Annotated in this window: 12 protein-coding genes; 6 read left to right on the forward strand and 6 right to left on the reverse strand. The window is 69.2% G+C overall.

Features of this window, described 5'->3' with window-relative positions; genetic code table 11:
• Positions 1-204: 204 nt before the first annotated feature.
• A complete protein-coding gene (locus tag ACYVDK_RS14475) occupies positions 205-1068 on the reverse strand; it encodes a LysR family transcriptional regulator ArgP (RefSeq protein ID WP_460522955.1) in 864 nt (287 codons plus the stop codon).
• Between the two features lie 110 nt (positions 1069-1178).
• Here ACYVDK_RS14475 and ACYVDK_RS14480 point away from each other — a divergent pair, with 110 nt between their 5' ends.
• Positions 1179-1838 (forward strand): LysE/ArgO family amino acid transporter, encoded by a 660-nt coding sequence (locus ACYVDK_RS14480; RefSeq protein WP_460523088.1) that lies wholly within the window; start codon positions 1179-1181, stop codon positions 1836-1838.
• A gap of 16 nt (positions 1839-1854) precedes the next feature.
• Here the strand turns inward: ACYVDK_RS14480 and ACYVDK_RS14485 are convergent, their stop codons facing one another.
• The 4 genes from ACYVDK_RS14485 to ACYVDK_RS14500 form a co-directional block, all read right to left on the reverse strand.
• Entirely contained in the window at positions 1855-2577 is a 723-nt protein-coding gene (locus tag ACYVDK_RS14485) for a hypothetical protein (protein WP_460522957.1), read from the reverse strand.
• Positions 2578-2612: 35 nt separating this feature from the next.
• Positions 2613-4925 carry an MMPL family transporter gene (locus ACYVDK_RS14490; RefSeq protein ID WP_460522959.1) on the reverse strand — a complete coding sequence of 771 codons (2313 nt, stop codon included), beginning with the start codon at positions 4923-4925 and terminating at the stop codon, positions 2613-2615.
• A gap of 207 nt (positions 4926-5132) precedes the next feature.
• On the reverse strand, positions 5133-5783 hold the full coding sequence (locus tag ACYVDK_RS14495) for an NAD(P)-dependent oxidoreductase (RefSeq protein WP_460522962.1): 651 nt from the start codon (positions 5781-5783) through the stop codon (positions 5133-5135).
• A gap of 336 nt (positions 5784-6119) precedes the next feature.
• Positions 6120-6779 carry a CG0192-related protein gene (locus ACYVDK_RS14500; protein WP_460522964.1) on the reverse strand — a complete coding sequence of 220 codons (660 nt, stop codon included), beginning with the start codon at positions 6777-6779 and terminating at the stop codon, positions 6120-6122.
• 43 nt (positions 6780-6822) lie between these two features.
• Here ACYVDK_RS14500 and ACYVDK_RS14505 point away from each other — a divergent pair, with 43 nt between their 5' ends.
• The 3 genes from ACYVDK_RS14505 to ACYVDK_RS14515 all read left to right on the forward strand — a co-directional run bounded on the left by ACYVDK_RS14505 (position 6823) and on the right by ACYVDK_RS14515 (position 9827).
• The gene (locus tag ACYVDK_RS14505) at positions 6823-7869 is read left to right on the forward strand and encodes a protein kinase family protein (RefSeq protein WP_460522966.1); all 1047 of its coding nucleotides are present in this window, start codon (positions 6823-6825) and stop codon (positions 7867-7869) included.
• Positions 7860-8288, forward strand: coding sequence for a pyridoxamine 5'-phosphate oxidase family protein (locus ACYVDK_RS14510; RefSeq protein ID WP_460522968.1), 429 nt, complete (start codon positions 7860-7862; stop codon positions 8286-8288). Before ACYVDK_RS14505 ends, ACYVDK_RS14510 begins: the two co-directional genes overlap by 10 nt.
• Before the next feature lie 279 nt (positions 8289-8567).
• Complete coding sequence (locus tag ACYVDK_RS14515) at positions 8568-9827, forward strand: NYN domain-containing protein (protein ID WP_460522970.1); 1260 nt, start codon at positions 8568-8570, stop codon at positions 9825-9827.
• 71 nt (positions 9828-9898) lie between these two features.
• Here the strand turns inward: ACYVDK_RS14515 and ACYVDK_RS14520 are convergent, their stop codons facing one another.
• Positions 9899-11248, reverse strand: a complete 1350-nt coding sequence (locus ACYVDK_RS14520) for a pyridoxal phosphate-dependent decarboxylase family protein (protein WP_460523090.1) — start codon at positions 11246-11248, stop codon at positions 9899-9901.
• 320 nt (positions 11249-11568) lie between these two features.
• Between ACYVDK_RS14520 and ACYVDK_RS14525 the strand changes: the two genes are divergently transcribed.
• Together ACYVDK_RS14525 and ACYVDK_RS14530 are read left to right on the forward strand one after the other, a co-directional pair.
• Positions 11569-12555 (forward strand): alpha/beta hydrolase, encoded by a 987-nt coding sequence (locus ACYVDK_RS14525; RefSeq protein WP_460522972.1) that lies wholly within the window; start codon positions 11569-11571, stop codon positions 12553-12555.
• A 20-nt stretch (positions 12556-12575) separates the two neighbouring features.
• Positions 12576-13811 (forward strand): multidrug effflux MFS transporter, encoded by a 1236-nt coding sequence (locus ACYVDK_RS14530; protein WP_460522974.1) that lies wholly within the window; start codon positions 12576-12578, stop codon positions 13809-13811.
• The last annotated feature ends 13 nt before the right edge of the window (positions 13812-13824 follow it).

Genomic DNA, 13824 nt, shown 5'->3' on the forward strand with positions numbered 1-13824 from the left:
CGAACGCCGCCAGCTCACACTGGCAGCCTGACCAACCAACCACCTGTCCGGGAACAGGGGTCAACCTCAACCCGCGGGAATGAAACCGGCTCGACCCGCGGGAATGAGACCGGCTCGACCCGCGGGAGCCAGACCGGCTCAACCGGCGGGACCCGGACAGGCTCGACCCGCGGGACTCGGGCGGGTCGACCCGCGGAACGTCGATCAGCGCAGCACGGCGGCGCTGGCGAGGATGGCCTCGCGCACACGGTCGAGAGAGGGGCTGCGCAGGTTCCACTGCTGCCAGTAGAGCGGAACGTCGATGCCGTGCTCGTCGAGCACGACGATGTCGTCCCCCGCCTGCGACTGCTGCACCGTGGGGATCATTCCCCAGCCGAACCCGAGCCGCACTGCGGTCACGAAGTCGGCGGATGCCGGCACCTGATTCCGCGGCGGTGCGGCGTCGTCGACCCGGTGTTCGCGCAAGTAGCGGTGCTGGAGGTCGTCCTTGCGGTCGAAGTCCACATAAGGTGCCACGCGGAGTGCCGCCGCCGTGACGCCGTGCGGGAACCACCTGGCGGCGAATTCGCGCCCTGCAGTCGGCACGTATCGCATCACGCTGAGCGGCTGCACCGTGCATCCCTGCACCGGCGCCTTCTCGGCGGTGATGGCCGCCATCACGGTGCCGTCGCGCAGGTACGAGACCGTGTAGTCCTGGTCTTCGCGGTGGAACTCGAAGTCCAGGTCGTCGAGTCCGGCGAGCGCGGGCAGCACCCAGGTGGCCAGCGAGTCCGCGTTCACACCGAGCGAGATGGTGCGGCGCCCTCCCTCAGCTCCGGCCAGGTCGAGTGCGAGGGAGCCGGCCAGCGCATCCATCTGCCGAGCGACGCGCAGCGCGGCGGCACCGGACTCCGTGACGACGACAGGCTTGGAGCGCACCAGCAGCACGCGGCCGAGGGATGCCTCCAACGCTCGGATGCGCTGGCTCACGGCCGAGGGTGTGATGTGGAGGGCCCGTGCTGCGGCGTCCAGCGTGCCGTGCGTCACGGCGGCATCGAGCGCGCGAAGCTGCGCGAGGTCGAGATCCATCAACAGCAATGCTAATGCACCATAAGAAACAGTAGCTTCCCTTCATCATCCGGCAACCGTAGTGTCGTTCGGTGCCCGTCTCCCTCCCGCTCGCGTCGGCGACGTTCGCAATGCAGGCATCCGTGCACACGAACACGGCCGCGCCGGCACTCGGCACCGTTTTCGCGGGACTCGGATTCAGCCTGTCGCTGATCATGGCGATCGGGGCGCAGAACGCGTTCGTGCTGCGTCAGGGGCTGCGGCGCGAACACGTTCTGCCGATTGTGATCGTGTGCGCGGGAAGCGATGCCGTGCTCATCACGGCGGGGATCGCAGGCATCGGGGTGCTGGTGCTCGCCGCACCATGGGCGATCGCGATCGTTCGGTGGGTGGGCGTGGGGTTTCTCGTGGTGTACGGGGTGTTCGCCGCGAAGCGCGCACTCCGGCCGGGCGAGCTCGACCCGGCGTCGGGATCGGGACCGGCCGGACTCGGGGCCGTGCTCGGCGCTTGCTTCGCGTTCACCTGGCTCAACCCGCACGTCTACCTCGACACGGTCGTGCTGATGGGCACGGTCGGCAACGGCTACGGTGCGAACCGCTGGTGGTTCGCGCTCGGTGCCGCGCTGGCCAGTCTGATCTGGTTCATCGCTCTGGGATTCGGCGCACGACTGCTCGGTCCGCTCTTCCGCTCCCCCGTCGCCTGGCGGGTTCTCGACGTGCTGATCGCGATCACGATGTTCGTGATCGCGGCGACGATCGCTCTCGAGGCGCTCCATGCCGGTGCGGGGTGAAGTTCGTGACCGTGGCCTACGGCTTGGCGCCGTTGCCGAAGGATCCGTGCAGGGTGATGTTGCGGAACTCGGTGGTGTCGATGACGGCGCGCACCGCCGCAAGGGTCGCCGCGTCGTTCGGGCTCACCGTGACCCACAGCGAGCCGTAGTCGATTCGGCCGGTATACGGAATGCCGACTGAGAGCGACTGAACTCCGGCGGTGGCGGCAAGCGTGTAGAGACCCTCGGCCACCCCGAGCGAGTTCCGATCGTCGACGTTGCCGTCGAACGTGCCGTTCCAGCTCTGCGTGGTGGCGATGCGCCCCGGCACGGCGGGGGTCGTGATGCTGAGGTCGACGCCGGTCCAGCCGACGGTTCGCCCCAGCATCCTCGTCACCTGCGCGGTCTGCTGCGCCGTGGCATCCGGAGTCATGGCGACGGTGAACGACGCGTGGAACGAATGCTCCTCGACGCGCTTGGGGGACAGGCCGTTCCCCGGCTCCTGCCTGTACCGCCGGCTGAGCGTGATCCGCTTCGATGCATCGGCGACTCCCTCCAGCGCACGAATGCTCGTCAGCGCCGTCGTGAGCTCACGCGCCACGTACGGGTCGAGCGTCGGCGTGGGCACCGGTGTCGGCGTGGACGCCGAAGGGCGGGCGACGGGAACGGAGCCGAACGGACCGACAAGGGGGGCGCATCCTGCAAGGCATCCGCAGGCGACGATGACCGCGATGACGGTCGTCGTCCTCCTCGGATGCATGGGCGCCATCCTATGAGGACCCCACGAAGCCGCGCTCAGTTCTCGGCGATGCCGATCTTCGCATGCACACGCTTCATCCAGCGCGGCGCCCACCACATGATGCGCTCCTGCCAGGACATGAATGCCGGAACGAGCAGGCAGCGCACCAGGGTCGCGTCGATGAACACGGCGAAGGCGAGCGCCACGCCGAGTTGTTTGATGATGATCAGGTCGCCGGTGGCGAAGCCTGCGAAGACCACGATGATGATGAGTGCGGCCGAGGTGATGATGCGACCGGAGCGCTGCAGCCCGAGGGCGATCGCCTCGCGGCCCGGCACGGCGGCATCCACCCGTTCCTTGATGCGGGAGAGGATGAACATCTCGTAGTCCATCGCCAGGCCGAAGCCGAATGCCAGGGCGAGCAGCAGCACGATCACGTCGACGCCGTACACGCGGTCGGCGTCGAAGCCGAGAATGCCCGCGAACGCACCGTCTTGAAAGCCCCAGACGAGAAGCCCGAGCGAGGCCCCGAGCGAGAGCGCGCTGGCGAGGAGCGCCTTCAACGGGATCACGAGTGAACCCGTCATGAGGAAGAGCAGCACGATCGTGCCGACCGCGACGATGAGGATGGCCCACGGGGCCCCGCGCGCGAGCGAGTCGGCGAGATCGACCGTTCCGGCGTCGATGCCGGTGACCCAGTGATCGAAGCGCGGTGGGTCGGCGCGGATGCTCCGCACCACCTCGATTCCGTCGCGCGGGTTGACCTCGACCCGCGCAGTCCACGACTCGCCGGACTTCTGGGGCTGCTGAACGGCGTCGACGTGCGCGAGCTTCGTCACGTCGCGCGTCCAGTCCACGAGGTGCTCACGCGTCGTGGTGACCAGTTGCACGCGGGCGGGCGCGGCATCCGGGAACTCGTCGGTCAGCGTGGTCTCGAACGTGTACTGGCTGGAGGCGCGCGGCACGGCGTCGATGCTCGTGTTGGCGAGGTTGAGCGTGAGCACGGGGCTGGCCAGCATCAGGAGCACGACGACGCAGCCGAGCGTGACCAGTGCCGGATGCCGCTGCACCCGCCGTGTGAGGCGGGAGAAGAAGCCTTCTTCGGGGGCGACGTCGCCGAAACGCGTGATGTCGCGCCCGAGCCAGGGCAGCCGGGTGAGCGCGCCGGGCTTCAGCAGCTTCTGCCCGGTGAGGCCGATGATCGCCGGGATGAGCGTGGTCGCCGACAGCATGGCGATGACGGTGACGGCGATCGCGGCGATCCCGACCGCGTGCACGAACGTCGGCTCGAACACGAGCAGCCCGAGGCTGGCGATCGCGAACGTCGTTCCCGAGAACAGCACGGTGCGCCCGGCACGGTCGAGTGCGGTGGCGACCGCAGCGACCCTGACGGCCCGATCCCGTTCCCGTTCCCGTGCGCCTGATTGCGCCAGTTCGTCGTGATTGCGCCCGAATGTCTGGCGCAGTCGCGACGAACTGGCGCAATCGAGCGCGGCCACGGATGCCCGGTACTCCTCCCGGAAGCGGCTCACCACAAGCAGTCCGTAGTCGATGGAAAGGCCGAGGCCGACGGCCGTGACGACGTTGATCACGGTGTTCGCGATGTCGGTGACGTAGGTGAACGCCAGCAGCACGCCGAGCGACGTGACGATCGATGCGCCGGCGCCGATCAGCGGTAGCCCGGCCGCGATGAACCCGCCGAACACGATGAGCATGACCAGAAGCGCGATGGGCAGCGCGACGGTCTCGCCGCGGCGCAGGTCGTTCTCGCTGATCGACATCAGCGAATCGGTGAGCAGCTGCGTGCTGCCGACCGCTGCCGTCGCACTCGGGTGAGCGGTGCGCAGGTCGTCGGCGGCGGCATCCATCAGTCGCTGCGCGTGATCGACGGTGGCCTGCGAGGCCGAGTGACCGTCGACCCCGGAGACCGTCGCCGTGATCAGGACACCTCTGCCGTCTTTCGCGAAGAGCGGGGCGAACTGCGCTTTCGGGATCTGCGGGTTCTTGATGCCGCCGGGCACGGCGAGCGGATCGACGACTGTGGTGCCCGGGAGCGCGGCGAGGTCACGGGCGAGCACCGTGGTGCGGTCGACGATCTCGGGATCGGTGGGATCGACGCCGTGGATCAGCAGCGTGACGCTCTTGCCCGAGTTCGACGCGAGCCGATCGGCACCTGCGGAACTCTCGCCGTGCACGCTCGGCACGGATCCGCCCAGCCGGTCGAACAGCGTCTGTCCGCCGATTCCCCCGAGCGCCGTGGCCGCCGCTGCGGCGACGACCACGAGCCAGCACCCGAGAGTGACCCACGGATGCCGCGCCGCAGCCGCGCCGAGCCGTCCGATCGGCCCCGTGCGGCGACCCGTCAGCATGCGCAATCACCCCCGTACCGCCGGTTGTGCGCACCGCCGGTTGAGCTTGTCGAGACCGCCTCGTCACCGGGGCTACTGGTTTCGCTCCCTATCACCCCTCCACACGCCGCCAGCGGCGCGCGGAGCCTCCGGCGATGGGGGCCCAGGCTCAACCAGCGGAAGCGGCACGGGCTCAACCCACGGTAGAGCAGCGGAGCCGGGTCCGGCTCAGTGGCCGACGGTGAACCGGCGGTTCTCGTGTTTCGGGTCGGCGAGTTCGTCGACGAACGCGAGCGCGTAGTCGGCGCCGGAGATCTCGGAGGTGCCGTCATCCTTCGTGACCAGCAGGTCGCCGTCGGTGCGATAGGCACCTGTCGCCTCGCCGGGTGCGTAGCTTCCGTACAGGGCGGCCGGGCTCACGTAGAACCAGCGCAGGCCATCGCCGGCCGGCCGGTTGTGCTCGAGCCATTCGAGCACCTTGGTGTGCGTCGTCGCCTCCGGTTTCCACGCCTCCTGGAACTCCGGGGTGTCGTACAGGCGAGGTCCGCCCTCGGAGACGAACGAGCTGCCCGCGCCGCCGACGACGCCAAGCCGGGCGCCCGTGGTGGCCGCGGCATCCGCGATCGCCGGAAGCTGCGGCAGCAGCACGCTCTCACCGCCGGCGGTGGCGTGCACGGCGACGATGAGTGCATCTTCACCGTCGGCCAGTTGGGCGAGCGTCTGCGGGTCGGCGAACGACCCGGTCAGATACTCGACGCCGTCGAGCGGATGCTCAGGTGCCCGTCGCGACAGGGACCGCACCTGAAAGCCGCGCGACAGCGCCTCACGCGCGATGTTCGCGCCGGCGTAGCCGGTGCCTCCGATGATGGCGATCTTCATGCGTTCTCCTTCTTCTCGTGGGATGCCCGCCTGCTTCTCCGCGCACCGGCAGTCGATGCGAACGCATAGGGGGTCGTTCAGCCGAACAGCACGGATGGCGCGCGGATTCCCATTCCGGACGAGAAGTCGACCGGTGACCCGGGGCCGACCGGCGACTCGAGGCCGACCGGCGACTCAGTGCCGACCGGCGACTCAGTGCCGACCGGCGACTCAGTGCCGACCGGCGACTCAGTGCCGACCGGCGACTCAGTGCCGACCGGCGACTCAGGGCCGACGGCGACTCGGGGTCGACCGCCGAGCCGCCGGAGGTACGCCTCCGGCGCTGTCGCCGAACGTTCAGGCGTGGACCACGGCGAGCAGCGCTCCGCTGATGCCCGCCCACTCGCCCAGGAGCAGTCCGTCGCCGTCCTGAGGTTGCCCGGCCCGTTGCGCTCCGAGATCGCGCACCAGCGTCACGCGCACCTCGCCTGCATCCACGACGGTCGACACTGCATCGCTCTCGCACGTGAGCGACGCAGCAGCCGTGGGCGTCGCCGGCACCCGGGCATCCGGATGCCCGCTCCCCCGCACCTGCGCATCGCCGGGCTTCACCATGCGCTCGCCGTCGACCTCGTAGTACTGCTCCACCTCGCAGCCGCCGGTCACGACCGTGCGCACCAGTTCGGCGAGGTACACCGGGTCTCCGGTGGCGTCATAGACCCAGCGCGTACCGAGCACGCTGTGCTCGGTGGTGCCGATGAATGCGGCCTCCCCGTACTCCAGTGGCGCCTCACGGTAGGTCAGCGGCAGCTGGAGCGTCACGGCGCCCGTTGCTGTCTGGTGGCGAACAAGGAATGTCTCGATGCCGACCTTGCCCGCCGGGTCGTCGAAGCGGTACGCGGCGAGGCGTTCGAGCTCCGCGGTGGTGTCCCCCGGCCAGAACGGTTGCGACGGCAGCCAGTCCGCCATGAGCTCGAGTTTGGACGGAACGAGTTCTGCGTGGTGGATGAGCGCCATACGCCCACCCTGACACAACCACGCTTCCCCCTACGAGGCGGGCATGACGTACGCCTCGCCTACGCTGGCGAGCATGACGGATGCCGCGCACGGTGCAGCCGGCTCCACCCGGATGCACCGTGGCCAACTCGACATAGAGGTATCCACGGTGGCGGCGCTCGTCGCCGACCAGTTCCCGCAGTGGGCGACCCTCGCGGTGCGCCGTGCCGCAGGCTCCGGAACGATGAACGCGCTGTTCCGCATCGGCGACGCACTTGCGGCCCGACTGCCGCTCGTCATCGACGATCCGGATGCCGCACTCGCCACCCTGCACAAGGAAGCGGATGCCGCGCACGACTTCGCACTCGCGACGCACTTTCCCGCTCCGACCGTGGCCGCGATCGGCGGACCCGGCCCCGGGTATCCCGGCCCGTGGTGCATCACCACGTGGATCGAGGGGGAACCCGCGACACCGGATGCTCTGGCGCACTCGACCGGGTTCGCCCGCGATGTCGCCGCCCTGATCCGCGACCTCCGCGCGGCGCCCGTGAACGGCCGGTCGTTCCACGGCAGCGGGCGCGGCGGCGACCTGCGCACGCACGACGGCTGGATGGCCACCTGCTTCGACAACAGCGAGGCACTGCTCGATGTCCCATCCTTGCGTCGCGCCTGGGCTGTACTCCGCGACCTTCCTCGGCGCTCACCCGCTGTGATGTCGCACACCGATCTCATCCCGGCCAACCTGCTCGTCCGCGGCGGGCGTCTCACCGGTGTGCTCGATGTCGGCGGCTTCCAGGCGGCCGATCCCGCGCTCGATCTGGTGGTGGCGTGGCACCTGCTCGAGGAGCCCGCACGGAGTGAGCTGCGGGCGGCGCTGCAGGCGGACATCCGTGACGACGCGTCTGACGAAACCGACGACGACGAAACCGACAACGAGGCGCTGGAGTGGGCGAGGGGGGCGGCTTGGTCGTTCGAGCAGGCTATGGGGCTCGTCTGGTATTACTGCGAGAGCAACCCGGTGATGAGTGAGCTCGGGGCGAGCACGCTGCGGCGCATCATGGCATCCGGGGTGCTTTCCGATGTGCTGGAGGGAAGAGACAGATGGACCTGACCGAGCAGCAGAAGACCTTTCTCGAGAGCCACCGCGCGGCGGCGATGATCACGAACGGCCGCGACGGCATGCCGAAGGCCGTGCGCGTCGGTGTGGTTCTCGTCGACGGCCGCGTGTGGAGCAGCGGAACGCAGAGCCGGGTACGCACCCGCAGGGTGCGTCGAGACCCTCGCTGCACGATGTTCGTCTTCGACCAGGCGTATTCGTACCTCACCATCGAAGGCACGATCACGGTGCTCGACGGCCCGGATGCGCCGCAGCAGAACCTACGGCTGTTCCGCATCATGCAGAACCGACCGGACGGTCCACTGAACTGGTACGGCACGGAGCTCGACGAGCCGGCCTTCCTCACGCGCATGGTCGAGGAGGAGCGTCTCGTCTATGAGCTGGCCCCGTCCCGCGCCTACGGTCTCGCCTGAGCCGGCGTCGGGCGTGCCGGCGTCGCGACCCTGACTCGAGGGTGTTCGTACTCGAGCGAGTTCGTACTCGAGCGTGAGACTGCACGCCCGCCCCGAGAGAGCGGGCATATCCCACTGTTTCGGGGCGGACGTGCAGTCTCGCGAAGCCGGCACGTCGCCGGCGCGTCGCCGGCCCGGGGCCGGAGCGTCGCCGGCGCGTGGGTTCGCCCGGAGCTGGCCCGCCGCGGGCTACGCTCGGAGCGTGCCCGCCGCCCACGCCGGGCCAGCGGAAGGATGCGCATGCCCGACACCACCGACAGCCGCGTGGCCGTCTACATCGACTTCGACAACATCGTCATCTCCCGCTACGACCAGGTCAATGGGCGCAACTCGTTCCAGCGGGACCGAGTGCGCCAGTTCAACCCTTCGACAAGCTCAGGGCAGGCTCCTTCGACAAGCTCAGGGCAGGCTCCTTCGACAAGCTCAGGGCAGGCTCCTTCGACAAGCTCAGGGCAGGCTCCTTCGACAAGCTCAGGGCACGGCCCCGAGGCGGGAGCGGATGCCTCCCTCGCCGCGAAGCTCGAGGCATCCACCGTTGACGTGGGTGCCGTGATCGACTTCGCGGCGTCCTTCGGCACGCTGGTGCTCACCAGGGCGTACGCGGACTGGTCGGCGCAGGTCAACGCGGAGTACCGACACCAGCTGGTGGGTCGAGCAGTGGACCTCGTTCAACTGTTCCCGGCGGCGGCGTACGCGAAGAACGGTGCGGACATCCGTCTCGCCGTCGATGCCGTTGAAGACATGTTCCGTCTGCCCGACCTCACACACGTGGTGATCGTGGCAGGCGACAGCGACTACGTGCCGCTCGCCCAGCGCTGCAAGCGGCTCGGCCGTTACGTGGTCGGAATCGGGGTCGCCGGGTCCACCAGCCGCACGCTCGCCGCTGCGTGCGACGAGTTCTACACGTACGACGCGCTGCCGGGCGTGGAGCGTGCGACACCGCCGCGCGCGAAGGCGCCCCGGGCCGGCGTGGAGTCGAGCGATGCCGACAGCGCCGCCGAGGCAGTGCCGGAGTCCGCCGGGAAGACGTCGACCGCGCGCTCGTCGAAGGCGAAGTCCGCGGCGAAGAGCGGCGCGGTCAAGCGCGAGCCTGCCGCAGCACGTGATCGCGTCGAGTCCGATGAGAACCACGAACTCGACGTGCGGGTGGAGCTCGAGAACGCCGAGCTCGAGAACGCCGAGCTCGACGATGCGGACGACGCAGGCCGTGACCCGCAGGAGGAGGCCACCGGGCTGCTCGACCGTGCACTGCGCATCGGACACGAGAAGGACGACTCCGAATGGCTGCACTCTTCGGCGGTGAAGTCGCAGATCAAGCGCATGGATCCGTCGTTCAGCGAGAAGCAGCTCGGCTTCCGGTCGTTCTCCGACTTCATCAAGTCCCGTCCGGAGATCGCCGAGCTCGACGACAGCAGCACCACGCAGCTGGTACGCCTGAAGCCGCAGCCGGAGATCACGGCCGCCGCGTCGAAGCGCTCGCCGCGTCGCGCGAAGGGCTGACGCAGTTCAGGTCGCAGTTCTCGTCGGATGCCGCCAGCCGAAGAGACGAAAAGTGCGACCTGAATCGTTGGTCAGGTCTCCATCGTGTCGAGGATGCCCGCCAGCGATTCGAACGTCGTGCGCGGGTTGAGGATCGCGAAGCGCGTGTTCGGCCGCCCGGCGTGCGAGCTCGGGACGACGAACGCACGCTGGTCGCGCAGCAACCGGGCGGACCACGCGTCGTAATCCGGTCTCGACCAGCCATCGCGCTCGAACACCACGACCGAGAGCTGCGGCTCGCGCACCAGCCGGAATCCGTCGCGAGACCGGATCTCGTGTGCGATCCGGCGGGCCAGCAGGATCGATGCGGTCACGGCATCCCGGTACGCCGCCGCGCCGTGCGAGGCGAGCGAGAACCACAGCGGAAGGCCGCGGGCTCGGCGCGTGAGCTGCACCGCGTAGTCGGACGGGCTCCACTCCGCAGCCTCGGTGAGGGTGTCGAGGTAGTCCGCGTGCTGGGTGTGGGCGCGTCGCCCGGTCTCAGGGTCACGGTAGATCAGCGCACAGGCGTCGAACGGTGCGAACAGCCACTTGTGCGGATCGACGATCAGCGAGTCCGCGCGTTCCACCCCCGCGAAGAGCGGGCGCGCCAGGGACGACAGCATGCCGGCGAGACCGTACGCGCCGTCGACGTGCAGCCAGAAGTCGAACTCCTCCCGCAGCGCTGCGAGAGACGCGATGTCGTCGACGATGCCGAAGTTGGTCGAGCCGGCGGTGGCGACAACGGCGAACACGCGGTCTCCGAAGCGTTCCAGCACGGGCCGCACAGCCCCGCCTGTCAGTCTGCCGGACGGCCCGGGATCGACGGTGACGATGTCGACATCCATCACCCTGGCCGCCGACACGATCGACGAGTGTGCCTCTGCGTTGCAGACGACGACCCACCTGCCGCCCGGGTCGCCGACGCGTGCGACCGCCGACTCCCGCGCGGCCACCAGCGCCGAGAGGTTGCCGAGCGTGCCGCCCTGTACGAACACGCCCCCCGCACCGGCGGGCAGGCCGAACTCCGCCGCGAGGAACGACAGCACCTCGTTCTCCGCGTGCACGGCGCCGGACCCCTCGAGCCACGAACCGCCGTAGACGGCTGTGGCCGACACGACGAGGTCGAACGCGGTCGCGGCCTTCGTCGGCGCGGTCGGAATGAACGACAGGTAGTCGGGATGATCCGTCGTGATGCAGGCGGGCGCCAGCACGTCGGCGAACACCTCGAGCGCCCGTTCCGGCCCGATGCCGCTCTCCGTCACGGTGGCACCCGAGCGCTCGCGCAGCTCGGGTTCGGTCGCGGTGCGATCGAGCGGAGTGGTGGTGGAGAGCATCCGCTCCCTGGCATAGGCGAGAACGGCGTCGACGAGAACGACCGTCTCGTCGGTCACGGCGTGCATGCGGTCGCTACGACTCACGGCGACTCCTCTCGGCGCAGGGCGTGTCTCTTGATTTCCGACTCGGCTGCTGAGGCACGACGATCCATCATCTCGCACCGCTCATGACGCACCCGGACCGCATGTCTGCCCCGCCGGACGTCGTCCGGATATCACGTCTCCCGCGCTGGACGTCTTCCGCACCGTCCGTCTTCCGCACCGTGCGTCTTCCGCACCGTCCGTCTTCCGCACCGTCCGCTTTCCGTACCGCCCGCTTTCCGTACCGCCCCTCTTCCACACCGGACACTGTTCGTCTACGATCGTGGAATAACGGAAGGATCGACATGCCTACTGCCCCCGCGACCGGACACCCCCAGCACACGCCGGTTCCGTTCGACCCCCAGGTCACAGCGGTGCTCGACGCGCTCCCCGCTCAGCCGCCCCTCACCCGAGAGACGCTGCGCTCAGGGCCGGCGATGCCGTTCCCCGACAACGACGCGGTCATCGGCGAGCGCGCCATCGACTGGGAGGACCGCATCATTCCCGGCCCCGTGGGCGCGCCCGATCTCGAGGTGACGATCTACCGTCCGCGTGGGCGCGTGGGCGAGACACTGCCGGCCGTGTACAACATCCACGGCGGCGGGATGATCGTCGGCCACCGCTCCTGGGAGGCCGGGCGAGTCGTCGACATCGTCGACGAGCTGGGCGTGGTCGGCGTCAACGTCGAGTACCGTCTTGCGCCGGAGCATCCGTACCCGGCGGGAGCCGAGGACTGCTACGCCGGATTCCGGTGGTTGGCCGAGAACGCCACGAGCCTCGGAGTCGACCCCGAGCGCATCGTCGTGATGGGCGGGAGTGCCGGCGGAGGATTCTCGGCGGCCGTGGCACTGCTGGCCAGGGACCGCAAAGGACCGAGCATGGCCGGGCAGCTACTGCTGTGCCCCATGCTCGACAACACCAACTCGACGATCTCGAGCCTGCAGTACGACGGGATCGGAACGTGGCAGCGCGAACTCAACCTGCTGGCCTGGTCGTGCGTGCTCGGCGATGACCTGGCGTTCTCGACGGATGCCCCCGCTTACGCCGCTCCCACCCGCGCGGCCGACCTCTCGGGCCTTCCACCCGCGTTCATCGAGGTGGGTGCGGCCGAGATGTTCCGGGACGAAGACGTGGAGTTCGCCTCCCGCATCTGGGCGACCGGCGGACAGGCCGAGCTGCACGTGTGGGCAGGCGGAGCGCACGGATTCGACATGTATATGCCCGAAAGCGACGTGGCACGAGCCGCGCTCGCTGCCCGGTCATCCTGGTTGCGCCGCGTGCTCGGGGTGTGAACGCACCACCCACGAGGCGAATGAGCCCGCTGCGGGCGATGCTGGTGCTCGGCGTGCTCGAGGCGTTCGGGCCGCTGTCGATGGACCTGTACTCGCCCCAGCTGCCGCACCTGGCGTCGAGCCTCGGGGCGTCCGACTCTCTGGCGCAGGCAACGATGTCCGCCTGCATGATCGGGCTCGGCGTCGGGCAGTTGATCGCCGGCCCCCTGAGCGATCGCCTCGGCAGGCGCCGTCCGCTGATGGTGGGAGTCGCGGCGTTCGCTCTGCTGTCCCTGCTGTGCGCGCTCGCGCCGAACATCCAGGTGCTTCTCATCGCGCGGGCACTTCAGGGCCTCGCGGGTTCTGCCGGAATCGTGATCTCGCTCGCCGTGGCCCGCGATCTGTTCGACGGGATAGAGCTCTCACGCATGCTCTCGCTGCTCGCACTGGTCTCCGGCGCGGCGCCCATCGTCGCACCGCTGATCGGCGGGCAGCTCGCCCTCGTGATGGACTGGCGCGGCATCTTCGTCGTGCTCGCGGGCATCGGCGTCGCCCTGCTCGTGCTCGTGGTGTTCGGCATGCCGGAGACGTTGCCGCCAGCGGCCCGTCATGCCGGCGGGGTGCGCGAGATCGGCCGGCACGTGGGCGCAGTGGGCAGGGATCGTCTCTTCGTCGCGGTACTGCTGAGCCTGGCCCTTGGCGGCATCGGATTCTTCGCCTACCTGTCGATGTCGAGCTTCGTGTTCGAAGGCCAGTTCGGCTTCACCCCTCAGCTCTACAGCCTGGTGTTCGCCGGTTGCGCCGTTGCGAACATCGGCGGGGGTCAGCTCAGTCGCCTGATCGTGCGCAGGCTGGGGCCGTTGCGCATGTACCTCACCGGCATCACCGCCACGTTGGCCGCGGCCGTCGCACTGCTGTCGGGTGCGCTCTGGTCCACCGGCGTGATCGTACTCATCGGGGCACTCGCGCTGTACCTCTTCGCGTCGGGACTCGGAGGTCCGAACAGCTCGGCGCTCGCGCTGTCCCAACATGGTGAACGTGCCGGCACCGCAGCGGCACTTCTCGGTTCGGGCATGTTCATCGTCGGGCCGATCGTCGCGCCGCTCGCGGCAATCGGCGGCTCGACCGCCCTCACCATGGCCGCCGTGATCACCGTCACGAGTGCCGCGGCCGCGGCCGTCGCCTGGTTCGGGGTGCGACCAGCCGCGCGAAGCACACTGCAGACCCTGCGCATTTCTCAGGAGCCGGCCCGGCCGGCCGAGCCGGAGTCCGCATGATTCCGCGACAGGG

This window comes from Humibacter antri, from assembly GCF_054777235.1.

What these genes read in the sequence shown, in the direction of transcription:
- ACYVDK_RS14515 (WP_460522970.1), top strand. Translation starts at nt 8,568, where the DNA reads ATGCCCGACACCACCGACAGCCGCGTGGCCGTCTACATCGACTTCGAC.
- ACYVDK_RS14485 (WP_460522957.1), bottom strand. Translation starts at nt 2,577, where the DNA reads ATGCATCCGAGGAGGACGACGACCGTCATCGCGGTCATCGTCGCCTGC.
- ACYVDK_RS14505 (WP_460522966.1), top strand. Translation starts at nt 6,823, where the DNA reads ATGACGTACGCCTCGCCTACGCTGGCGAGCATGACGGATGCCGCGCAC.
- ACYVDK_RS14490 (WP_460522959.1), bottom strand. Translation starts at nt 4,925, where the DNA reads ATGCTGACGGGTCGCCGCACGGGGCCGATCGGACGGCTCGGCGCGGCT.
- ACYVDK_RS14525 (WP_460522972.1), top strand. Translation starts at nt 11,569, where the DNA reads ATGCCTACTGCCCCCGCGACCGGACACCCCCAGCACACGCCGGTTCCG.
- ACYVDK_RS14480 (WP_460523088.1), top strand. Translation starts at nt 1,179, where the DNA reads ATGCAGGCATCCGTGCACACGAACACGGCCGCGCCGGCACTCGGCACC.
- ACYVDK_RS14510 (WP_460522968.1), top strand. Translation starts at nt 7,860, where the DNA reads ATGGACCTGACCGAGCAGCAGAAGACCTTTCTCGAGAGCCACCGCGCG.
- ACYVDK_RS14520 (WP_460523090.1), bottom strand. Translation starts at nt 11,248, where the DNA reads ATGCACGCCGTGACCGACGAGACGGTCGTTCTCGTCGACGCCGTTCTC.
- ACYVDK_RS14530 (WP_460522974.1), top strand. Translation starts at nt 12,576, where the DNA reads ATGAGCCCGCTGCGGGCGATGCTGGTGCTCGGCGTGCTCGAGGCGTTC.
- ACYVDK_RS14475 (WP_460522955.1), bottom strand. Translation starts at nt 1,068, where the DNA reads ATGGATCTCGACCTCGCGCAGCTTCGCGCGCTCGATGCCGCCGTGACG.
- ACYVDK_RS14500 (WP_460522964.1), bottom strand. Translation starts at nt 6,779, where the DNA reads ATGGCGCTCATCCACCACGCAGAACTCGTTCCGTCCAAACTCGAGCTC.
- ACYVDK_RS14495 (WP_460522962.1), bottom strand. Translation starts at nt 5,783, where the DNA reads ATGAAGATCGCCATCATCGGAGGCACCGGCTACGCCGGCGCGAACATC.